The sequence below is a fragment of the Micromonospora sp. NPDC023737 genome, from assembly GCF_040639715.1.
In the GTDB taxonomy this organism is placed as follows: Bacteria; Actinomycetota; Actinomycetes; order Mycobacteriales; family Micromonosporaceae; genus Micromonospora.
Map to the genome: position 1 here is coordinate 92,596 of NZ_JBFAAL010000017.1, position 21,605 is coordinate 114,200.

The 21,605-nt window shown below is 71.5% G+C and carries 17 protein-coding genes; 5 read left to right on the forward strand and 12 right to left on the reverse strand.

The genetic code is table 11. The features are described 5' to 3' along the window. Positions 1 to 145: 145 nt before the first annotated feature. Positions 146 to 976, forward strand: a complete 831-nt coding sequence (locus AB0F98_RS27020; protein WP_357740713.1) for a GDSL-type esterase/lipase family protein — start codon at positions 146 to 148, stop codon at positions 974 to 976. 168 nt (positions 977 to 1,144) lie between these two features. On the opposite strand, the gene hisS is transcribed toward AB0F98_RS27020, so the two are convergent. Next, positions 1,145 to 2,473, reverse strand: coding sequence for a histidine--tRNA ligase (gene hisS, locus AB0F98_RS27025; protein WP_357740716.1), 1,329 nt, complete (start codon positions 2,471 to 2,473; stop codon positions 1,145 to 1,147). A 66-nt stretch (positions 2,474 to 2,539) separates the two neighbouring features. Then, complete coding sequence (locus AB0F98_RS27030; protein ID WP_076472917.1) at positions 2,540 to 3,259, reverse strand: MBL fold metallo-hydrolase; 720 nt, start codon at positions 3,257 to 3,259, stop codon at positions 2,540 to 2,542. A 261-nt stretch (positions 3,260 to 3,520) separates the two neighbouring features. Between AB0F98_RS27030 and AB0F98_RS27035 the strand changes: the two genes are divergently transcribed. Next, entirely contained in the window at positions 3,521 to 4,408 is an 888-nt protein-coding gene (locus AB0F98_RS27035; protein ID WP_357740719.1) for a peptidylprolyl isomerase, read from the forward strand. 63 nt (positions 4,409 to 4,471) lie between these two features. Beyond that, positions 4,472 to 5,311, forward strand: a complete 840-nt coding sequence (locus tag AB0F98_RS27040) for a peptidylprolyl isomerase (protein ID WP_357740722.1) — start codon at positions 4,472 to 4,474, stop codon at positions 5,309 to 5,311. A 648-nt stretch (positions 5,312 to 5,959) separates the two neighbouring features. On the opposite strand, the gene AB0F98_RS27045 is transcribed toward AB0F98_RS27040, so the two are convergent. The 8 genes from AB0F98_RS27045 to ruvC form a co-directional block, all read right to left on the reverse strand. Next, the gene (locus AB0F98_RS27045; RefSeq protein ID WP_357740790.1) at positions 5,960 to 8,425 is read right to left on the reverse strand and encodes a bifunctional (p)ppGpp synthetase/guanosine-3',5'-bis(diphosphate) 3'-pyrophosphohydrolase; all 2,466 of its coding nucleotides are present in this window, start codon (positions 8,423 to 8,425) and stop codon (positions 5,960 to 5,962) included. 192 nt (positions 8,426 to 8,617) lie between these two features. After that, complete coding sequence (locus AB0F98_RS27050) at positions 8,618 to 9,184, reverse strand: adenine phosphoribosyltransferase (protein WP_076472921.1); 567 nt, start codon at positions 9,182 to 9,184, stop codon at positions 8,618 to 8,620. 107 nt (positions 9,185 to 9,291) lie between these two features. After that, entirely contained in the window at positions 9,292 to 10,476 is a 1,185-nt protein-coding gene (gene secF / locus AB0F98_RS27055; RefSeq protein WP_357740727.1) for a protein translocase subunit SecF, read from the reverse strand. A 1-nt stretch (position 10,477) separates the two neighbouring features. After that, on the reverse strand, positions 10,478 to 12,412 hold the full coding sequence (secD, locus tag AB0F98_RS27060; RefSeq protein WP_357740730.1) for a protein translocase subunit SecD: 1,935 nt from the start codon (positions 12,410 to 12,412) through the stop codon (positions 10,478 to 10,480). A gap of 244 nt (positions 12,413 to 12,656) precedes the next feature. Further along, positions 12,657 to 12,995 (reverse strand): preprotein translocase subunit YajC, encoded by a 339-nt coding sequence (yajC, locus tag AB0F98_RS27065; protein WP_357740733.1) that lies wholly within the window; start codon positions 12,993 to 12,995, stop codon positions 12,657 to 12,659. Between the two features lie 136 nt (positions 12,996 to 13,131). After that, positions 13,132 to 14,196 (reverse strand): Holliday junction branch migration DNA helicase RuvB, encoded by a 1,065-nt coding sequence (gene ruvB, locus AB0F98_RS27070; protein WP_357740736.1) that lies wholly within the window; start codon positions 14,194 to 14,196, stop codon positions 13,132 to 13,134. Further along, positions 14,193 to 14,795, reverse strand: coding sequence for a Holliday junction branch migration protein RuvA (ruvA, locus tag AB0F98_RS27075; protein ID WP_357740739.1), 603 nt, complete (start codon positions 14,793 to 14,795; stop codon positions 14,193 to 14,195). The genes ruvB and ruvA overlap by 4 nt, the downstream gene beginning before the upstream one ends. Further along, entirely contained in the window at positions 14,792 to 15,319 is a 528-nt protein-coding gene (gene ruvC, locus AB0F98_RS27080) for a crossover junction endodeoxyribonuclease RuvC (protein WP_357740742.1), read from the reverse strand. The genes ruvA and ruvC overlap by 4 nt, the downstream gene beginning before the upstream one ends. Before the next feature lie 505 nt (positions 15,320 to 15,824). Here ruvC and AB0F98_RS27085 point away from each other — a divergent pair. Next, positions 15,825 to 16,607 (forward strand): 3-hydroxybutyrate dehydrogenase, encoded by a 783-nt coding sequence (locus AB0F98_RS27085; RefSeq protein WP_357740745.1) that lies wholly within the window; start codon positions 15,825 to 15,827, stop codon positions 16,605 to 16,607. Next, on the forward strand, positions 16,607 to 18,541 hold the full coding sequence (locus AB0F98_RS27090) for a helix-turn-helix domain-containing protein (RefSeq protein WP_357740748.1): 1,935 nt from the start codon (positions 16,607 to 16,609) through the stop codon (positions 18,539 to 18,541). Before AB0F98_RS27085 ends, AB0F98_RS27090 begins: the two co-directional genes overlap by 1 nt. Positions 18,542 to 18,606: 65 nt before the next feature. Here the strand turns inward: AB0F98_RS27090 and AB0F98_RS27095 are convergent, their stop codons facing one another. Together AB0F98_RS27095 and AB0F98_RS27100 are read right to left on the reverse strand one after the other, a co-directional pair. Next, positions 18,607 to 19,215, reverse strand: coding sequence for a TetR/AcrR family transcriptional regulator (locus tag AB0F98_RS27095; RefSeq protein ID WP_357740751.1), 609 nt, complete (start codon positions 19,213 to 19,215; stop codon positions 18,607 to 18,609). Positions 19,216 to 19,226: 11 nt separating this feature from the next. Further along, positions 19,227 to 20,798 carry an MFS transporter gene (locus tag AB0F98_RS27100; RefSeq protein ID WP_357740754.1) on the reverse strand — a complete coding sequence of 524 codons (1,572 nt, stop codon included), beginning with the start codon at positions 20,796 to 20,798 and terminating at the stop codon, positions 19,227 to 19,229. Positions 20,799 to 21,605 lie beyond the last annotated feature (807 nt).

Consider the following 21,605-nt stretch of genomic DNA (forward strand, 5'->3'; position numbering starts at 1 on the left):
TTAAGATCCTTAACAAGACCGGCGGCCGCCCTTCCCGCCGCGGCGACGGCAGCCCCGAACCGGAAGCGTTGTGAACACAGATGACCGTCTATACGATCTGGTCACCGCACGGTTTCCCCCCGGCTACCGCGATCCGGAGGCCCTCATGTCCCCCATCCGGCGCCTGCTCGCCCCACTCGCCGCGCTCACCGCCCTCACCCTGCTGCCTGCCGCCCCGGCCGTCGCCGACCCCGGCCCGCCGCCCAGTTCCATGGCCAGCCTCGGCGACTCGATCACGCGCGGGTTCAACGCCTGCGGGTGGTACGTCGACTGCACCTCACGGTCGTTCAGCACCGGCGACAACTCCGCGGTCAACAGCCACTACCTGCGTATCCGCACGGCCAACCCGGCCATCAACGGCAACAACCACAACGACGCCCGCTCTGGGGCGAAGTCCGCCGACATGTACGGACAGGCCGGCACCGCCGTCGGCCAGGGCGTCGACTACGTCACCATGCTGATCGGCGCCAATGACGCCTGCACCGGCTCGGAGTCGAGCATGACCCCGGTGAGCACGTTCCGGGCGAACATCGACTCGGCGTTGAACCGCCTCCGCGCCGGGCTGCCGAACGCCCGGGTGTTCGTGATCAGCATCCCGGACGTGCACCGACTCTGGTTCGTCGGCAAGGGCAGCGGCAGCGCCCGTACGGCCTGGTCGCTCTTCGGCATCTGCCAGTCGCTGCTGGCCAACCCGACCTCCACCGCCCAGCCCGACGTCGATCGGCGCAACCGCGTACGCCAGCGGGTCGTCGACTACAACACCCAGCTCGCCCAGGCCTGCGCCGCGTACGGCCCGAACTGCGACTTCGACGACAACGCGGTGTTCGGCTACCCGTTCACGCTGAACCAGCTCTCCGGCTGGGACTACTTCCACCCGAACGCCACCGGCCAGCAGGCGCTGGCCAACGTCTCATACGCCGCCGGCTTCCCCTGGTAACCCACCCCGCCCAACCGCGCCCCCTCACCTCCACCCAGCCCCGTGATCATGAAGTTAGCGGCAGAATCTGTCCGATTTGTCGCCGCTAACTTCATGATCACGCCAGCGAGCCGGGGTGGGGGTGGGGGTGGGTGGGAGCTCGGCGGACACCGGGCTCGGCCGGGGCGGTCAGCTCACCAGTGGCTTCAGGTCGGCAGCCGGTGGTGTCCAGGTGTCGGCCGTCGCCGCGACCTGGTCGCCGGAACGGATGTCCTTCACCTCGTCGCCCGCGCCCTCCGCGCCCGGGAACCAGACGTACGGGATGCGTCGCCGCTCGGCGTACCGGATCTGCTTGCCGAACTTCGCGGCGCTCGGCGACACCTCGGCCGGGATGCCACGTCGGCGCAGCGCGTCGGCGACCCGGTTGCTGGCCGGCCGCTGCTCCTCACTGGTCACCGCGACCACGACACAGGCCGGCACGTCCCGCGAGATCGACAGCGCGTCGGTGCCGAAGAGCAGCCCGAGCAGCCGGGTGACCCCGATGGAGATGCCCACACCGGGGAACCGGACCGCGCCGGAACTGGCCAGGTTGTCGTACCGGCCTCCGGAGCAGATCGAGCCGTACCGCTCGTAGCCGCGCAGCTGGGTCTCGTAGACCGTCCCCGTGTAGTAGTCGAGGCCCCGGGCGATGCGCAGGTCGGCCACGCAGAGCCCCGGCGAGTGCTCGGCGGCGGTCTCCACCACCCGCACCAGCTCCTCGATCCCCTCGTCCAACATCGGGTCACTCACCCCGAGGGCGCGCACCGCGTCGGCGAAGGACGCGTCCGGGGCGGAGATCTCGGCCAGCGCCAGGCACGCCTTCGCCTGTGCCTCGCTCGCCCCGGCGGTCTGGGCCAGCAACTCCGCGACCTTCGCCGGACCGATCTTGTCGAGCTTGTCGACCGCGCGCAGCGCCGCCTCCGGATCGGTCAACCCGATGCCCCGGTAGAAGCCCTCGCAGATCTTGCGGTTGTTGACCTGGATCCGCACCTCCGGGATCGGCAACGACCGCAGCGCGTCCCCGATGACCAGCGGCATCTCCGCTTCGTGGTGCGCCCCGAGGTTGTCCCGGTCGACGATGTCGATGTCGGCCTGGACGAACTCGCGGTAGCGCCCCTCCTGCGGCCGCTCCCCCCGCCACACCTTCTGGATCTGGTAGCGCCGGAACGGGAACTGCAACTTGCCCGCGTTCTCCAACACGTACCGGGCGAACGGCACCGTCAGGTCGAAGTGCAGACCGAGCGCGTCGTCGCCGGCCGGGCCCTGCTCGTCGTCGTGCAGCCGCCGGATAACGTAGACCTCCTTGGAGGTCTCCCCCTTGCGCAGCAGCTGGTCGAGCGGCTCGACCGCGCGGGTCTCCAGCGGGGCGAAGCCGTACAGCTCGAACGTGTTCCGGATCCGGTCGAGCACGTACTGCTCGATCATCCGCTGCGACGGCGTCCACTCCGGAAAGCCGGAGATGGGCGTGGGCTTGCTCATGACGTACTCCTTGACTCGCGCGCGACGCGCGGCCGGTCGATGCCCGCGCCGCGGCGCGGGTGCGGATCAGAGACCTCGGGCGGGTGCGGCCGGGCGCGCGTCGCCGGACTCCGCCACCTCGATGAGGTACGGGTTGCTCGCGCGCTCGCGGCCGATCGTGGTCGTGGGGCCGTGGCCGGGCAGTACGACGGTGTCGTCCGCCAGCGGGAGGATCTTGTCCCGCAGGCTGGTGAGCATCGCCGGCATGCTGCCGCCCGGCAGGTCGGTGCGACCGATCGAGCCCGCGAAGAGCACGTCGCCGGAGAGGCAGATCTCGTCCGCCTCCCAGCGCGACCCGGCGCCGGGCATCCGGAACAGCACCGACCCGCCGGTATGGCCCGGGGCGTGGTCGACGGTGATCTCCAGGCCGGCCAGCGCGAGCGTCGCGCCGTCGGTCAGCTCGGCGACGTCGTCCGGCTCGGAGTAGGTCAGCCGGCCGCCGAAGAGCGCCGTGAGGTCGGCGGACAAGCCCTTGGCCGGGTCGGCCAGCATCTCCCGGTCGCCCGGGTGGACGTACGCGGTGATCCCCCGCGCCCCGCAGACCGGCGCCACCGAGAAGGTGTGGTCGAGGTGCCCGTGGGTGAGCAGCACGGCAGCCGGGTGCAGGCGGTGCTCGGCGAGCACGGCGTCGAGCCGGTCGAGTACGCCGATGCCGGGGTCGACGACCACGCACTGCTCCCCCGGCGCCGTGGCCACCACGTAGCAGTTGGTGCCGAAGGCGTCGGCGGGAAAGCCGGCCACGAGCACGTCCGCTCCCCTTCCGTCGACATGAGGTCCGTCCCTGATCAGCCTAACCGGCCGCGCTCGGCATATTCGCCGGACCATCCGTCGCGCCCGCCCCGCGGAACACAGTGACGTGCTCCGATAAGCACAGCCAGGACCTCGTACACCACATACACAGCCGGTGGCCGTACACTCTGGCGAGCGTGTGGCGTGGCGCACTGCCCCACACGGGCATGCGACGCCCACGGCGCCGGCGACGACCAGGGTAGAGGAAGGGGAGCACGGGTGGCTTCCAGCAGGGACCGGCAGCGCAAACTGGCACGGGCCAAGCTCGACCGCCAGATGGCTCGTCGGGCGGCGCGGGTCAGGCGGCGACGGCAGATTCAGGCGGGCGTGGGCGCCGCCCTGATACTCGCGCTGATCGTGGTCGGCTCGGCCTGGGCGCTCGGTGCCTTCGACTCCGAGCCGAAGGAGAACACCGCCGCCGAAGAGGTCTGCCTCTGGACGCCGCAGGACGGCACCGCCAACACCAACCTCAAGGACGTGGGCACCCCGGAGACCACCGGCCTGCCCACCGACGGCACCCGGGCGATGACGGTGACCACCAACCAAGGTGCGCCGGTCACCGCCGAGCTCGACCTGGCCTCCGCGCCCTGCGCCGCCGCGAGCATCGCCCACCTGGCGAGCCGGTCGTTCTACGACAACACCAAGTGCCACGAGATCATGGCCGAGGGCGCGCTGCGCTGCGGCGACCCGAGCGGCACCGGCTTCGGCGGCCCGACCTACTCGTTCTACAACGAGAACGTGCCGGACGCGCCGGCGCCGAGCGCGTCGGCCAGCCCGACCGGGAAGCGGCAGCCGGCGTACCCGAAGGGCACCGTGGCGATGATCTCCAACCCGCCGGGCGCCAACGGCAGCCAGTTCCTGCTCTTCTTCAAGGACTACGACCCGGACGAGCCGGCCTACCCGATCATCGGGAAGGTCACCGGCGGAATGGACGTCCTCGAGAAGATCGGCAAGCTCCCGACCGTGGACAATGGGGCGGGAGCCAAGGTCAAGCCCCAGACGGACGTGGTGCTCCAGAGCCTCACCGTCGGCGAGCCCACGACCGGCGCGCCGGCCACCACCCCGTCCGACCCGGCCTCCCCGCCGCCCAGCCCGAACGCCGGCTGAGCGGTCCCACGGCAGCACAACGGCACCCGCGCCCCGAAACGAACAGCCCAGGAGGATTCAGGCGTGACGTCCACCAGAGAGCGGCAGCGCGCGGCGGCACGCGCCCGGCTTGAGAAGGAGATGGCCGAGCGCGCGGCCCGGGCCCGCAAGCGCCGGCAGACGCAGGCGATCGTCGGGGCGAGCCTCGCCCTGCTGCTGGTGGTGGCCGGCACCGTCTGGCTGGCCACCAGCCTGGGCGGCGACGACGACAACGCCGGCACCGACACCGTGGCGGCCGGCCAGGTCCAGTGCGCGTACGTCGAGATCCCCTCCGACCAGCGGGTCAAGGAGATCAAGGACGTCGGAGTACCGGCCAACCAGCAGTCGAACACCGGCATCCAGACGATGACGATCGACACGAACCTCGGGCCGATCACCGCGAAGATCGACCGCAGCCTCGTGCCGTGCACCGCGGGCAGCTTCACCCACCTGGCGGAGAAGAACTTCTTCGACAACACCAAGTGCCACCGGCTCGTCACCGAGGGCATCAAGGTCCTCCAGTGCGGCGACCCGAGCGCGACCGGCAAGGGCTGGCGGGAGACCGACGGCACCGGCGGCCCCAGCTACCGCATGGCTGAGGAGAACCTGCCGACCGACAAGCGGCCCCCGTACCCGGCGGGCGTGATCGCGATGGCCAAGTCGCAGGACCCGGGCAGCACCGGCAGCCAGTTCTTCATCGTCTACGGCGACTCGCCGCTGGACCCGAGCTACACCGTGCTGGGCACGATCACCGGCGGAATGGACATCGTCAACGACGTGGCCAAGGCCGGCGACGACGGCGCCTTCGCCCAGCAGGCCGGTGGCGGTCACCCCAAGAAGGAGATCGTCATCAAGAAGCTCACGATGAGCGCCCCGCAGGGCTGACCCGTACACGTACCGCGAAGCGCCCGCCGGCCCCACCGGCGGGCGCTTTTCGTTGTCCGGGGGCCCCGGGCCGAGGGCCGAGGGCCGGGGCCGGTGGCCCGGGGGTGGCCCGAGGGCCGGGGGCCGGGGCCGGGGCCGGCGGCCGGGGCCGGGGGCCGGGCGGGGGCCTGGAAGGGGCGAGGGCCGAGGGCCGAGGGCCTCGGGGCGGGGCCGAGGGGCGAGGGCCTGGGCCAACGCCGGGGCCTGGCCGGGGCCGAGGGCCGTAAAGCGAGGGCCTGGCCGGGGCCGAGGGCCGGGGGCCGGGGCCGAGGGCCGGGGGCCGGGGCCGAGGGCCGGGGCCGAGGGCCGGGGCCGAGGGCCGGGGCCGAGGGCGAGGGCCGGGGCCGAGGGCGAGGGCCGGGGCCGAGGGCGAGGGCCGGGGCCGAGGGCGAGGGCCGGGGCCGAGGGCGAGGGCCGGTGGGGTCTGGTGGACGGGTGATCGACTCGGGCTCCATGAAGTCGGGGTGTCCGGACCGCTGGGACACCCCGACTTCACTGATGTCGAGTTGATCAAGGAGCCGTCGGCACGATCAGGGCCGAGGGGCGCGCTGCCTCACGCCGCCGAGGCCCTCCGGCCGGGCCTCTCCCCCCGTCCGGGTCGAGGTCGGATCAGGCGCCGGAGGTGACCCGGTAGGCGTCGAAGACGCCGTCGACCTTACGAACCGTGGCCAGCAGGTGGCCGAGGTGCTTCGGGTCGGCCATCTCGAAGCTGAACCGGCTCACCGCCACCCGGTCCCGGGTGGTGGTGACGGTGGCGGAGAGGATGTTGACCCGCTCGTCGGAGAGCACCCGGGTCACGTCGGCGAGCAGCTTGTGCCGGTCCAGCGCCTCGACCTGGATGGCCACCAGGAACGTCGAGGCCGAGGTGAGCTTCCAGCTGACCTCCACCACCCGCTCGCTCTGGGCCTTCAGGTCCTCGGCGTTCGCGCAGTCGTCCCGGTGCACGCTCACCCCGCCGGAACGGGTCACGAAACCGAAGACCGCGTCCGGCGGAACCGGGGTGCAGCAACGCGCCAACTTGATCCAGACGTCGCTGACGCCGCGTACCACCACACCGGGGTCGTGGCTGCTCGCCCGGCTGCGCGGCGGTCGGGTCGCCACGGCGGTCTCGGCGATGTCCTCCGCCGCGCCCTCCTCACCGCCGTACGAGGCCATCAGCTTCTGCACGACGGACTGGGCGCTGACCTGGCTGTCACCGACCGCGGCGTAGAGCGAGGCGACGTCGGCGAGGTGCAGGTCCCGGGCCATCGCCATCAGCGCGTCCGAGGTGAGCATCCGCTGCAACGGCATGCCCTGCTTGCGCATCGCCTTGACGATCGCGTCCTTGCCGGCCTCGATCGCCTCCTCGCGGCGCTCCTTGTTGAAGTACTGCCGGATCTTCGTACGGGCACGCGGGCTCTTGACGAAGCCGAGCCAGTCCTGCGTCGGGCCGGCCGTGTCGGACTTCGACGTGAAGATCTCGATCACGTCGCCGTTGGACAGCGTCGACTCCAGCGGCACCAGCTTGCCGTTGACCCGCGCCCCGATGCACTTGTGCCCGACCTCGGTGTGCACCGCGTACGCGAAGTCCACCGGAGTCGACCCGGTCGGCAGCGGGATGACGTCACCCTTCGGGGTGAAGACGTACACCTCCTGGCTGGACAGGTCGAAACGCAGCGCGTCGAGGAACTCGCTCGGGTCGGCCGCCTCCCGCTGCCAGTCCAGCAGCTGGCGCAGCCAGGTCATCTCGTCGATGTGCGCCGGCGGGCCGACCACCGGGACGCCCTTGTGCTCCTTGTACTTCCAGTGCGCGGCGATACCGAACTCGGCCGTGCGGTGCATCGCGTAGGTGCGGATCTGCATCTCCACCGGCTTGCCGGTGGGCCCGATGACCGTCGTGTGCAACGACTGGTACATGTTGAACTTGGGCATCGCGATGTAGTCCTTGAACCGGCCCGGCACCGGCTGCCAGTTCGCGTGGATGACGCCCAGCGCCGCGTAGCAGTCGCGCACCGTGTCGACCAGGATCCGCACGCCGACCAGGTCGTAGATGTCGTTGAAGTCGCGACCCCGCACGATCATCTTCTGGTAGATCGAGTAGAGGTGCTTCGGTCGCCCGGTCGTCTCCGCCTTGATCTTGGCGGCCTTGAGGTCGGTGGACACCTTCTGCGTGACCTGGCGCAGCAGCGCCTCCCGCTGCGGCTGGTGCTCCCCGATCAGCCGGTTGATCTCCTCGAACCGCTTCGGGAAGAGCGTGCCGAAGGCGAGATCCTCAAGCTCCCACTTGATGGTGTTCATACCCAGCCGGTGGGCCAGCGGAGCGAGGATCTCCAGTGTCTCCTTCGCCTTCTGCTCCTGCTTCGGGCGGGGCAGGAAGGTCAGCGTCCGCATGTTGTGCAACCGGTCGGCCAGCTTGATCACCAGGACCCGTGGGTCCTTGGCCATCGCGACCACCATCTTGCGGATGGTCTCGGCCTTCGCCGCATCGCCCAGCTTGACCTTGTCGAGCTTGGTGACGCCGTCCACCAGCAACGCGACCTCGCCGCCGAAGTCGGCGCGCATCTGGTCGAGCGTGTACTCGGTGTCCTCGATCGTGTCGTGCAGCAACGCGGCGACCAGCGTGGTCGTGTCCATCCCGAGGTTGGCCAGGATGGTGGACACGGCCAGCGGGTGCGTGATGTACGGATCGCCGGACTTGCGGTACTGCCCGGAGTGCCAGCGGGCCGCGGTGTCGAAGGCGCGCTGGAGCAGTCGTGCGTCAGCCTTCGGGTGGTTCTCCCGGTGCATCGCGATGAGCGGCTCGAGCACCTCGCTGACCTGGGAGGTCTGCCAGGGCGCGTTGAACCGGGCCAGCCGCGCCCGCACCCGGCGGCCGGTGGGCGCGCTGGCCAACGCGAACCCGGCGCTCGGCACCGGCTCTCCCGGACCATCGCCCCGCAACGGGACCACCAGGTCGGGACGGACCGCACCGGGCCGAACTCCCCCGTCGGGGCCGATCGCGCCGGTGCCAGAACTCGTCACCCGGGCCGTCGCGTCACCGTTCCGGTTCGCAACCGAGCCGTCCGCGTCGCCTGTCGGGTGCACCGTGCCCTCCATCGGAGGGACGACATCGTGGGACACCGGCCTCCTCACCGCTCGCCGGAATCACGCCGACCGCACGGCCGGCCTGGTCGCGTACCGCCGGACGGATCACCGTCGGCGTCAGCAAAGGGCAATGCTACTCGCACAGACGGTGTCCTGCCGCTCCGCCGGACGGACCGCGCCACGCCCAACCGGAGGTGCGCGCCGTCAAACGGTCAGCAGGGCATGGACCGGGCGTGGGGCGAGCCGCTGCCGGCCGCCCAGGAAGGACAACTCCAGCAGCACGGTGAAACCGGCGACCGTACCGCCAGCCCGCTCGACCAGGTCGAGCGTCGCCGCCGCGGTGCCGCCGGTGGCCAGCACGTCGTCGACCACGAGCACCCGGTGCCCGGCCGTGAAGGCGTCCTGATGCACCTCGAGGGTCGCCTCGCCGTACTCCAGCGCGTAGGAGGCCGAGTAGGCGGCGCGGGGCAGCTTGCCCGCCTTGCGGACCGGCACCACGCCGACGCCGGTCGCGTACGCGATCGCCGCCGCCACCACGAACCCACGTGCCTCGATGCCGACCACCGCGTCGAACGAGGCCCGGCCGTGGTACGCCACGATCTCGTCGATCACCTGGCGGAACGCCTGACCGTCGGCGAACAGCGGCATCAGGTCCTTGAACGCGATCCCCGGCTTGGGGAAGTCCGGCACGTCCAGCACCCGGCTTGCCACCAGCCGTGCGGCCTCCGGGCCGCTGTCCCCGCGCGCCTCGGTGCTGTGGGTCTCCGTCACGGCAGTTCCCGTTTCCCTTCCGACGACGACGGCGTCCGGCATGCTGCTCGCACAGCATGCCGGACGCCGTCGGATCGATTACTACCGGGTCGGCCCCGGTCGGCCGGTCAGCGCCGCTTCGCGCCGCCCGGCCGGTTTCCGCCGCCGCCGCTCGGCCGTCCGCCGCGGGCACCGGCCGGCCGCTTGGCTGCCGGACGCGCACCCACCTTCGGGGCCGCGCCGGCCAGCGCGGCGGCCTCCGCGTCGGTGGGCTGACCGCCCGTGGCCGGACGCGGCGCACCCTTCGGGGTCACCTCGCCCCGGGCGATCGCGCCGCGCCGGGCCAGGACGCGCTTGTTGTGCGCCTGGATCCGCGGCTCGAAGTTCTTCAGCGTCGCCAGCACCGGGGTGGCGAAGAAGATCGACGAGTAGACCGCGACGAACATACCGACGAACAGCACCAGACCGAGGTCCTTCAGAGTGACCGCGCCGAGCGGGACACCGATGAAGAGCAGACCACCGACGGGCAGCAGCGCGACCAGACCGGTGTTGATCGACCGCATCAGGGTCTGGTTGACGGCCAGGTTGGCCGCCTCGCCGTACGTCTGGTTGTTGTTCGCCGTGATGCCCCGGGTGTTCTCCTGGACCTTGTCGAACACCACGACGACGTCGTAGAGCGCGAAGCCCAGGATGGTGAGGAACCCGATGATCGTCGACGGCGTGACCTCGAACCCGACCAGCGAGTAGACGCCGGCGGTGAGGACCAGGTTCAGCAGGAGCGAGGAGACCGCGCCGACCGCCATCCGCCATTCGAAGCGAATGATCAGGTAGAGCATCACCAGCGCGATGAAGATGACCAGACCGAGCAGCGCGCGCTCGGTGTACTGGCCACCCCAGGCCGCGCTGACCTGGTTCGCACTGATCTGGTCGGCGTTGATGCCGAACTCCTGCGCCAGCCCCGACTTGACGGCGTTGGCCTCGTCCGAGGAGATCTCCGCGGTGCGGAACTCGTAGAACTCGCCGCTTCCGCCACCGATCGTCTGGGCCGACTCGACCTCGAGGCCACCGGCCTCGCTGCCCAGGACGCCGTTCACCCGATCCTCGGCCTGCGTCAGCGTGCCGACGCTCGCCGGGACCTGGAACGAGTTGCCGCCCTCGAACTCGATGCCGAGGGTGAAGCCGCGGAACACGAAGCTCAGCAGCGCGACCAGCACCAGGACACCGGCGATGCCGAACCAGAGCTTGCGCTTGCCGATGATGTCGAGACCGGCCTCGCCCCGGTAGAGGCGGGTGGCCAGACCGCTGCGGGCCATGTCAGGCCTCCTTCACACGGGACGGGCGGGTGGGGGCCTGGTCGGTCTCGGCGGACCGCAGGACGCGGCCCAGACCGCTGACCCGCGGCGACAGGAACGCCTGCGTCCGGGCGAACATCGTCATGATCGGGTGCCGGAAGAGGAACACGACGACCAGGTCGAGCACCGTCGCCAGGCCGAGCGCGAAGGCGAAGCCCTTCACCGTGCCGACCGACACGATGTAGAGCACGACCGCCGCGAGGATCGAGATGGCGTTGGCCGAGATGATCGTCCGGCGGGCCCGGGCCCAGGCGCGCGGCACCGCGCTACGTGGGCTGCGGCCCTCCCGGATCTCGTCCTTCAACCGCTCGAAGTAGATGACGAACGAGTCCGCCGCGACACCTAGCGACACGATGAAGCCCGCGATACCGGCGAGCGTCAGCGTGAAGCCGATCTGCCGCCCGAGCACGATCAGCGCGCCGAAGACCAGCAGCGCGGAGAGCAGCAGGCTCAGGAAGATCACCGAGCCGAGCAGGCGGTAGTAGAAGAACGCGTAGATGATGACCAGCAGCATGCCGATGCCGGCCGCGAGCAGGCCCGCCCGCAGGTGGCTGGCGCCCAGCGTGGCGGAGACGTTCTGCTGCTCCTGCGGCTCGAAGGTCGCCGGCAGGGCACCGTAACGGAGCTGGCCGGCCAGCGTGCTGGCGTCCTGCTGGGTGAAGCTGCCGGTGATCTGGGAGTTTCCGGTGAGCACGCCCTGGATCTCCGGCGACGAGACGATCTCGTTGTCCAGCACGACCGCGACCCGGCACTTGCCGTCCTGGCCGAGAGCGGAGGCGTCACACGCGTTGCCCTCGTTGTTGAACGCCTCGCGGGTCAGGGCCGTCCACTTCTCCTGGCCGGAGCCGCTGAAGTCGAGGCTCACCACCCAGGCGTTGGTCTGGTCCAGCACCGCGCTGGCGTCGCTCACGTCGGTGCCGAGCACCTTCGCCTGGTCCAGCAGGTATTTCGCGGCGCCGTCCTCACACGCCACCGTCTGCTGCTTCGGGTCGGAGATCGATCCCGCCGGCCGCTTGTCGAGCTGGGCGCAGCCGATGGTCGGCACGTTGAACTGCATCTGCGCCGGCAGGACCGCGACCTCCTGCGGGCTGAGGTCACCGAACGGCTTGAGCTTGTCGGCCAGCGCGGGGTCGCTCGCGAGGTCCGCCGGGCCCTGCAGCCCGTTGGCGGCCGCCCAGGCGGCTGCGCCGACCTTCTGCTCGACGGCCTTGCGCTGCTCCTCGACGCTCGCCGGAACCGGGGCCTCGCTGGCACCCGGCGACGGCGCGCCGGCGCTCGGAGAGGCCGACGCCGAGGGGGTCGGGGTGGCGCTGGCGCTCGGCGTGGGTGCCATGCCGCCCTGCCCGCCCGAGGAGGCGGTCACCTTCGGCGAGGCGGTCGTCGAGGGGGACGCGCTGCCCGACGGCGAAGCGCTACCCGACGGCGAGGCGCTGCCCGACGGACTCGGGCTGGCGCTGCCGGACGGGGTCGGTGCCGGAGCGGCGATCGCACCGCTACCGTCGGCGCCCTTGAGCACCTTGCGGAAGCGCAGCTCGGCCGGCGTGCCGACGTCCGTCAGGTCGCGGTTCTCGCCGGGCAGGGAGATCACGATGTTCCGGTTGCCCTCGGTCACCACCTCGGCCTCGGCGACACCGAACGCGTTGACCCGGTTCTCGATGATCTGACGGGCCTCTTCGAGGTTCTCCGCCGTGGGCGCCTGACCGTCGACGGAGTTCTTCGCCTCGAGTGTCAGCCGTGTGCCGCCGATCAGGTCCAGGCCGAGCCGGGGCTCCAGCCGATCCTTGAAGCCGCCGCTGGCGCCTCCCGAGAAGAACACCAAAAGATAGAGGACCACGAAGATGCCCGCCAGCACGGCCAACTGCCGTCCGGGGCGCATCTGTCCCTGAGGTGGTGCCACGGCTGTCCTGTCTCCCTGTAACGGTCGCGCCGCCGCCCCCGCGGCGACGGTGTCGGCCGGAATCACCGGCCGATCGGTCCACCCGGGCCTCCAGCAGGACGGCGGCACGGCACTCCGGCGGACGGCACGGGGCACCGACCGGTCACGGAGGCCTGCCGACGCCCGGCGTCGACCCGACTATCCAGTTTTCACGTCGCGTCCGCTGCCCCGCCCGGGCGGACCGGCCGCCCCGACGGATGGCGGATCACTCCTTGACGGTGTCCGCGTCCTCGGTCGCCGGCGTGGCCGGAAGTTCGGCGCGGGTGACCACCCGGGCGATGGCCGGCCGGGCGTACCGGGTCTGCACGCCGGGAGCGACCTCGATCAGGACGGTCTCGTCGTCCACTCCGGTGACCGTGCCGTAGAGCCCGCCGATGGTGACCACCTCGTCGCCCGGGGAGAGCGCGGACTGCATGGCCACGGCTTCCTTGCGGCGCCTCTGCTGCGGACGGATCATCATGAAGTACATGACGCCGAAGAGCAGAACGATCATCAGGATCGGCATCAGACTGCCCGACCCGCCTGCCGATTGTGCGTAATGCACGCTGCCGACCTTCCCATTGGCCCCCACACCGGGCACGAACGCCGGAGCGGAAGCGGATTCTCACATCCTGTACAGACCGCGGCGAGTCTAATCCCTGCACCTGGGAACGCCGAATGCGGCACAGATCACGTTCGGATCACGGCTGATCGGGCGAGGCCGAGAACAGATCGGGCACGGGAGGGGCATCCGTGCCAAATGTACCATTCGGCGGCGTACGGCCCAGATGGCGCCAGGCGGCTTCGGTGGCCACCCGGCCGCGGGGCGTACGGGCCAGCAGACCGGCCCTGACCAGGAACGGCTCGCAGACCTCCTCGACCGTGTCCGGCTGCTCCCCCACCGCCACGGCGAGCGTGGAGAGACCGACCGGGCCACCCCGGAACGAGTCGACCAGCGCGGCGAGCACGGCCCGGTCGAGCCGGTCCAGGCCGAGCGCGTCCACGTCGTACACCGTCAGGGCCGCCTGGGCGGTCTCCCGGTTGACCACACCTTCGGCGCGCACCTCGGCGAAGTCCCGCACCCGGCGCAGCAGCCGGTTGGCGATCCGGGGCGTGCCCCGCGACCGGCCGGCGATCTCGACGGCGCCGTCGTCGGTGATCGGTACGCCGAGGATCCGCGCCGAGCGGTGCAGCAGCGCCTCCAGATCCTCCGGGGAGTAGAAGTCGAGATGCGCGACGAAGCCGAACCGGTCCCGCATCGGGCCGGTCAGGAGGCCGGACCGGGTGGTCGCGCCGACCAGCGTGAACGGCTCGACGTCGAGCGGGATCGCGGTGGCGCCCGGCCCCTTGCCGACCACCACGTCGACCCGGAAGTCCTCCATCGCGCTGTAGAGCAGTTCCTCGGCCGGTTTCGCGATCCGGTGGATCTCGTCGATGAAGAGCACGTCGCCCTCGGCGAGGCTGGTGAGGATCGCCGCCAGGTCGCCGGAGCGCTCGATCGCGGGACCGCTGGTGACCCGGATGCCCGAGCCCAGCTCGGCGGCGACGATGTTGGCCAGCGTTGTCTTACCCAGGCCGGGCGGGCCCGACAGCAGGATGTGATCCGGCGGGCTGCCGCGCCGCATCGCGCCCTTCAGGAGCAGGTCGAGCTGGTCGCGGACCCGATGCTGGGCGATGAACTCCGCCAACCGCTTCGGCCGGACGCTGGCCTCGGCGTCGAGCTCCGCCTCGTTGACGTACGCCGAGATCAGGCCGTCGCCCGTCATCGGGTGCGGCCCAACAGCCGGATGGCCTGCTTGAGCAGGACCGGCACCGGCGGGGTCGGACCGTCGACGGTCTCGGCGACCGCCGCCACGGCCTGGTCGGCCTGCGCGGCCGTCCAGCCGAGCCCGACGAGCGCCTGGCGCACCTGCTCGGGCCACGCACCACCGGTGACTCCGGCCGCGCCGTCCACGCCCACCGGCACCGGGCCGATCCGGTCGCGCAGCTCCAGCACGAGACGCTCGGCGCCCTTCTTGCCGATGCCGGGCACCCGGGTCAGGGCGGCGGTGTCGGCGTTGGCGATCGCCTTGCGTACGGCGTCGGGGGTGTGCACGGCGAGCACCGCCTGGGCCAGCCGGGGCCCGACCCCGCTGGCGGTCTGCAACAACTCGAAGAGCTGCTTGGCGTCGTCGTCGGCGAAGCCGTACAGGGTGAGCGAGTCCTCCCGGACGACCAGGCTGGTGGCCAGTCGGGTCGACTCACCGACCCGCAGCTCGGCCAGGGTGGCCGGCGCGCAGTGCACCGCCAGCCCCACCCCGCCGACCTCGATGACGGCCTGGTCGGGGCCGGTCGCGGTCACCACACCGCGCACACTGGCGATCATCTGACTCCTCCTCGTCGGGCCCGGTCGGCCGCGGCGGCCAGCTTCGACCGCGTGCCACCGCGCCAGATGTGGCAGATGGCCAACGCCAGCGCGTCGGCGGCGTCGGCCGGCCGGGGCGGTTCGGGCAGCCGCAGCAGCCGGGTGACCATGGCGGTCATCTGTGCCTTGTCGGCCTGGCCCGAGCCGGTCACCGCCGCCTTCACCTCGCTCGGGGTGTACGTCTGCACGGGCAGCCCGGCGCGCGCCCCGGCGAGCACGGCGATCCCGCTGGCCTGGGCGGTGCCCATCACCGTGCGAACGTTGTGCTGGCTGAACACCCGCTCCACCGCCACGCTCTCCGGGCGGTGCTCGGCCACCAGATCGGTGAGCGAGCGGTCCAGGTGCAGCAGGCGGACCGGCAACTCGTCGGCCGGGTCCGTGTAGACCACGTAGTAGGCGACGAGGGTGCAGGGCCGGCCCGGCACGCCCTCGACCACGCCCACCCCGCACCGGGTCAGCCCCGGATCGACGCCGAGCACGCGCACGCCGTCACCTCCCCAAAGCCGCCAGCAGTACGTGTGTTCGACACCCTACCGATCCGGTGAGACAGCAGCCCCACCGGACACGCCCGGCAACAGAGGACACCACGGCCGGCGCGGTGGGCGGTCGTCGCGGTGACCGACCGGCGCGGTCGGCGACCGGCCCGGTCGGCGGGCGGCCCGGTCGGCGGGCGGCCCGGTAGCCGGCCAACGCGGTGAGGTTGATTCCTCAGAGTCATATTTATGCCGCTGAGGAATCAGCCTCAGGGTGGTTACCGGTCTCCCGAGCCTGTCCCGGCGGCCTCCGGTCGAGGACGTCACCGGCAAGCCCCGTGGCCCGGGAGCAGCCACGGCGAGGGAAGCCACGGCGGGGCAGCCCACGGCGAAGGCCGCTCATGGCTGAGACGATCCCAACATCGACCCAGCCCCGCTTCCCCCACACACCTCAAGGGCCGAGTATGTGTCGCCACCCCATGTGCGCCCGACCACACAGCTCGTAACTTTGTGCGCCATGACGGCAGAACCCGTGGCGGTCCCCCACGTCGTGAACGTCGACCTGACCGGTCGGACCGCCCTGGTCACCGGAGGCGGCAGCGGCATCGGCCGGGCCTGCGCCCTCCGGTTGGCCGCGGCCGGAGCGGCCGTACTGGTGGTGGATCGCAACGTCGAGGCGGCGAAGACGGTGGCCGCCGAGGCCGGCGGCCGGGCCGAGGGCATCGACCTGGCCGACGCCGAGGCGGTGGACCGGCTCGACACCGACGTGGACATCGTGCTGAACAACGCCGGGTTGCAGCACGTCGCCCCGGTGCCGGACTTCCCCGCCGAACGGTTCGCGTACCTGCACCGGGTCATGGTGGCGGCGCCGTTCCTGATCATCCGCCGGGCCCTGCCGCACATGTACGCCCGGGGCTGGGGACGGATCATCAACATCTCCTCCGTGCACGGCCTGCGGGCCTCGCCGTACAAGGCCGCGTACGTCTCCGCCAAGCACGCTCTCGAGGGGCTGTCGAAGGTGGTCGCGCTGGAGGGCGCCGCGCACGGTGTCACGGCCAACTGCATCAACCCGGCGTACGTACGCACCGCCCTCGTGGAGAGTCAGATCGCCGACCAGGCGACGACGCACGGCATTCCCGAGTCCGAGGTGATCGAGAAGATCATGCTGGCCCGTGCGGCGATCAAGCGGCTGATCGAGCCGGAGGAGGTCGCCGAACTGGTCGCGTACCTCTGCACCCCGCCCGCGGCCTTCATCACCGGCGCCTCGATCGCCCTCGACGGGGGCTGGACGGCGAACTAGTGGCCCTGCGCACAATGGGCGCCATGTCCTCGCCGGTGGAGTTCCTCGAACTGCTCGCCCGGGAAGCGGCCGCGGTGGAGTTCGAGGGGCCGCTGGTGGCTGCCCGCGCCGCCGGTCTCCCCGCCGACCGGCTCGCCGAGCTGGAGCAGGCGAAGACCGTGGCGCTGCGGGTCCGCGCCCTGCTGGAACGCCGGCGGCGCCGGGAGATCGAACTCTCCGGCCTGTACGACACGGCCAGCGACCTGGCCGGCCTGCGCGACCTGGACGACGTGCTGCGGGCCATCGTGCACCGGGCGCGGAACCTGCTCGGCGCGGACGTCGCGTACATGACCCTCAACGACGAGGAGCGTGGCGACACGTACATGCGGGTCACCGACGGTTCGGTCTCCGCCCGGTTCCAGCGGCTGCGGCTGCCGATGGGCGCCGGCCTCGGCGGGCTCGTGGCCCAGTCCGGCGCGCCGTACGTCACCGCGAACTACGCCGAGGACGAGCGCTTCCACCACACCGGTGAGATCGACGCCGGCGTACGCGAGGAGGGGCTGGTCGCGATCCTCGGCGTGCCGCTCCGGCTCGGCTCGACCTCGATCGGCGTGCTCTACTCGGCCAACCGTTCGGCCCGGCCGTTCGCCCGGGAGGAGGTGGCCCTGCTGGTGTCCCTCGCGGCGCACGCGGCGGTGGCGATCGACACCGCCCGGCTGCTCACCGAGACCCGCTCGGCGCTGGCCGAACTGTCGGCGGCGAACACCACCATCCGGGCGCACAGCAGCTCCGTGGAGCGCGCCGCGGCCGCGCACGACCGGATGACCGCGCTGGTGCTGCGCGGTGGCGGAGTGGAGGACGTCGCCGCGGCGGTGACGGAGGTGCTCGGCGGGGCGCTGCTGGCGCTGGACGCCGAGGGCCGGCTGCTGGCCCGGGTCGGCGAGACCGACGAGCCGGACCGGTCGGACATCGTCGAGGCGGTGGCCGCGTCCCGCACGGAGGGGCGCAGCGTCCGCCGGGGGTCACTCTGGTACGCCGCGGTGGTGGCCGGCGCGGAGAACCTGGGTGCGTTGGTGCTGCGCCCCGACGAGGAACTGGTCGACGCCGACCAGCGGATCCTGGAACGGGCCGCACTGGTGACCGCCCTGCTGCTGTTGTTCCGGCGGACCGCCGCCGAGGCCGAGGGCCGGGTCCGCGGCGAACTGCTCGACGACCTGATCGCTCGGCCGCTACGCGACACCGACGCGCTGCGCAGCCGCGCCCGCCGGCTCGACGTGGACCTGGACGCGCCCCACGTGCTCGTGGCCGTCGGCGAGGACGCGATCGCCGCCACCGGATCGGCACGGCAGCGGGTGCTCTCCTGGGCCACCACGTACGCCTCGACGCGCGGCGGACTGGCCGCGGCGCGCGACGGTCGGGTGGTGCTGCTACTTCCCGGCCAGGACGCCGGCGGCGCGGCCCGGGCGGTGGCCCGGGACCTGTCCCGGGTCACCGGCCGGCCGGTCACCGCCGGGGCGAGCGGCCCGTCGGTGGGGCCGGCGTCGCTGGCGGCCGCGTTCCGCGAGGCCGACCGCTGCCTCACGGCCCTCGGGGCGCTGGGCCGGGCGGGGCAGGGGGCCAGCACGGCCGAGTTGGGTTTCGTCGGGCTGCTGCTGGGCGCGGTCGGCGACGACGGCGACCGGGACGTGGAGGGCTTCCTCACCACGACCGTGGGCCCGGTGGTCGACTACGACGCGCGGCGCGGCACGGCGCTGGTCAAGACCCTGGAGGCGTACTTCGGCGTGGGTGGGAGCCTGGCCCGCGCCGCCGAGCAACTGCACGTGCACGTGAACACGGTGACCCAGCGGCTGGAGCGGGTCGGGCAGTTGCTCGGCGCGGACTGGCAGCGGCCCGAGCGGGCATTGGAGGTACAGCTCGCGCTGCGCCTGCACCGCCTGCGGTCCCCCGCCCGCTGAGCCCGGCGCCGGGCGCTACCGGCCTCGTGAGCCGGGCGCCCGGCGGCGGACCACACGCGTGAAGCTCAGCGGGCTCGGATGCCCTCCAGCACCCCGTCGACCACCCGCTCGGCAAGCACCTCGTCGTCCAGTTCGGGATGCCAGCGCAGCACACGCTGGATCAGCATCGGCCCGGTCAGCAGGGCCAATGCCAGCTCGATGTCCAGGTCGGTCCGGAGTTCGCCGTTGCGTACGCCGCGCTCCAGCACCTCGCGCACCCGGGCCCGCCGTGGCTCGACGACACCCTGGTACAGCTCGTAGCGGTCCTGGTTGCGATTCACCTCGGGCAGCAGGCAGGACATGATCTTCTCGCTCCGCGGATCGGTGTTGCGGCCGACCGCGCCGAGCAGCAGCACGAGGTCTTCCCGAACCGAGCGGCCGATGGGCGTCGGCGGGGTGCCCTTGAGGATGGCCAGGGCGTCGCGCAGCAGCGCCTCCTTGCCCGGCCACCGGCGGTAGATCGTCGCCTTGCCCACTCCCGCACGGCTGGCGATCGCCTCGATCGAGAGCGTGTCGATCTTGGCACCCTCGGCGAGCAGGTCGAGGGTGGCCTCGATGATCGCCTCGTCGGCGCGGCTGCTCCGCGGTCGCCCGGGCGACCGCGGAGCATCGGCATGGGACGTCATGTCGGACATTGTCGCCGAACCTATGCTCGGCCGGCCAACTCAGGTTCGGTGGTCGTGACTTCCCGAACCGAGGCCGAGGTGTTCGCCCGGCCGGGCAGCCAACGCAGCGCGACGACGATGCCGAGCGCGGCGACCAGCGCGGAGAGCGCCGCCGCCCAGTGCATGGCAGTGATGAACGAGTCGTTCGCCACCGCCAGCAGCTTCGGTGCCGCCGGCCCGAGTTCGCCCGCCGCCGCGTACGCCCCGGAGATCGACTCCTTCACGGCGTCCTGGGCCTGAGTGGGCAGACCGGTCACGGCCGGCTCGACGTCGCCGCGGTAGACCGCCGACAGCACCGAACCAAGCACCGCCACACCGAGCGCGCCACCCACCTGCCGGATGGTGTTGCTGATCGCCGAGCCGACACCGGCCTTCTCCCGGGGCAGCGACGACATGATCGACTCGGTGGCGGGCGGCATGATGTTGGCCATCCCGATGCCCTGGATGAAGTAGAAGATCAGCACGATCCAGATCGGGGTCTGCGCGTCGATGAAGACGAACGCCGCCAGCGAGATCACGGTCAGCGTCAGCCCGACCGCGGCGACCGCCTTGCCGCCGTACTTGCGGACCATCGCCGCGCTCCGCGGTGCGAAGATCAGCTGGGCGCCGGCGAACGGCAGGAAGAGCAGACCGGTCTCCAGCGGGGTGTAGCCGCGTACCAGTTGCAGGTAGAACGAGCCGAAGAACAGCACGCCCATCGCGGCGAAGAAGACCAGGCCGATGATGGCGACCGGCCCGGCGAACTGCGGCACCTTGAACAGCCGCACGTCCAGCGACGGGTGTGCGCTGCGCCGCTCGACCGCCACGAACCAGGCGAGCACCGCCAGGCCGCCCACGATCGACACCCACACCAGCGGCCGGCCGAAGCCGTGCTCACCGCCGTCGATGATGCCGTACGTCAGGCCGACCAGTCCGACGACCGACAGTACGACACCGAACACGTCGATCCGGCCCGGCTTCGGGTCCCGGGACTCGGGCACCAGGAGCGCGACCAGAATTACGCCGAGCACGATGACCGGCACGTTGATCAGGAAGACCGAACCCCACCAGAAGTTCTCCAGCAGCGCTCCGCCGAGAACCGGGCCGATCGCCACGGCCAGACCGACGGCGCCGGCCCAGACACCGATCGCCCGGGCCCGCTCCCGTGGGTCGAAGACGTTCGAGATGATCGAGAGCGTCGCCGGCATGATCGCCGCGCCACCGATACCCATCAGGGCACGCGCCGCGACCAGCTGACCCGGGCTCTGGGCGTACGCCGACGCCAGCGACGACAGGCCGAAGAGCACCAGCCCGATCAGCAGGAAGCGCTTGCGACCGGCGCGGTCGCCGAGCACGCCGAAGGTGAAGAGCAAACCGGCGAAGACCAGGGTGTACGAGTTGATCGCCCACTCCAGCTCACCCTGGCTGGCGCCCAACCCGTGCACCGGGTCGGAGAGCGTACGCAGCGCGACGTTGAGAATCGTGTTGTCGAGGACGACCACGAGGAGGCTGATCACCAGCACCCCCAGGATCGCCCACCTCCTCGGGTGGCCCGTGTTGTCGCGGATCTCCATGTCCGTCTTTTCCCCCCGGGTTCTTGCCCGCACAAATACGATACGAGCCATACTCGAAACGTCAGTCAGCCTACGACGCCGATTAACGATACGGAACCGATCCGTATCGTTAGTGTCCGGCGTCACGGCCCGCCCGACAGGTTGCGATCTCGGCAGCCCCGTCAACTCGGTTCGCCGTCCGAGGAGGCCGGCCGGTTGATCAACCCGACTTGCGTGCAGGTCGGGCTGTCCCGGCCGCGTGAGACGTCGACTTCCACGGCACCCGAGTGATCGACCGGTCACGGCCACCGCTCGGGCTTGATCGACTCGGGGTTCGTGTATGTCGGGGTGTCCGGACCGCGTGATGCCCCGACTTCATGGAGCTCGAGTCGATCATCAGGGCCGTCTGCGAGGAATGGCACGCGATGTCCGGTTCGCGCCCTGGTCGGGATGGCCCGACCCGCCCCGTTGGGTGGTCTGGGCGGTTCGGGGTGTGACCGGCGGCATCCTCGGACCGGAATGGTGCCCGGGTCGGGGGCGTTGAACATCCCCGACGGCCGAGGTAGCAGCCCCGCCCGCTGGGCATCAGCCCGGTACGGCAAGGCCCCCGGGAATGATGGTGGCCGGCCGGTCGTTGAACCCGGTCCCGGCGCGGTGAAGCCCCCCGCCTCACCCCGGGACACCCGGCCCCGTGAACACCCCCCCGTGCTTCACGCGGTGCCCTCAGACTTGTCCCCTCTGCTTTCGAAGCGCCGGTTCGTGGCGCTGACCCACACCCCCGGTGGGTCATCACCCCCGAAGGAGCTTTGATCATGAACACGATCATGC

What these genes read in the sequence shown, in the direction of transcription:
- AB0F98_RS27020 (WP_357740713.1), top strand. Translation starts at nt 146, where the DNA reads ATGTCCCCCATCCGGCGCCTGCTCGCCCCACTCGCCGCGCTCACCGCC.
- hisS (WP_357740716.1), bottom strand. Translation starts at nt 2,473, where the DNA reads ATGAGCAAGCCCACGCCCATCTCCGGCTTTCCGGAGTGGACGCCGTCG.
- AB0F98_RS27045 (WP_357740790.1), bottom strand. Translation starts at nt 8,425, where the DNA reads ATGGAGGGCACGGTGCACCCGACAGGCGACGCGGACGGCTCGGTTGCG.
- secF (WP_357740727.1), bottom strand. Translation starts at nt 10,476, where the DNA reads ATGGCCCGCAGCGGTCTGGCCACCCGCCTCTACCGGGGCGAGGCCGGT.
- ruvB (WP_357740736.1), bottom strand. Translation starts at nt 14,196, where the DNA reads ATGACGGGCGACGGCCTGATCTCGGCGTACGTCAACGAGGCGGAGCTC.
- ruvA (WP_357740739.1), bottom strand. Translation starts at nt 14,795, where the DNA reads ATGATCGCCAGTGTGCGCGGTGTGGTGACCGCGACCGGCCCCGACCAG.
- AB0F98_RS27085 (WP_357740745.1), top strand. Translation starts at nt 15,825, where the DNA reads ATGACGGCAGAACCCGTGGCGGTCCCCCACGTCGTGAACGTCGACCTG.
- AB0F98_RS27095 (WP_357740751.1), bottom strand. Translation starts at nt 19,215, where the DNA reads ATGTCCGACATGACGTCCCATGCCGATGCTCCGCGGTCGCCCGGGCGA.
- AB0F98_RS27100 (WP_357740754.1), bottom strand. Translation starts at nt 20,798, where the DNA reads ATGGAGATCCGCGACAACACGGGCCACCCGAGGAGGTGGGCGATCCTG.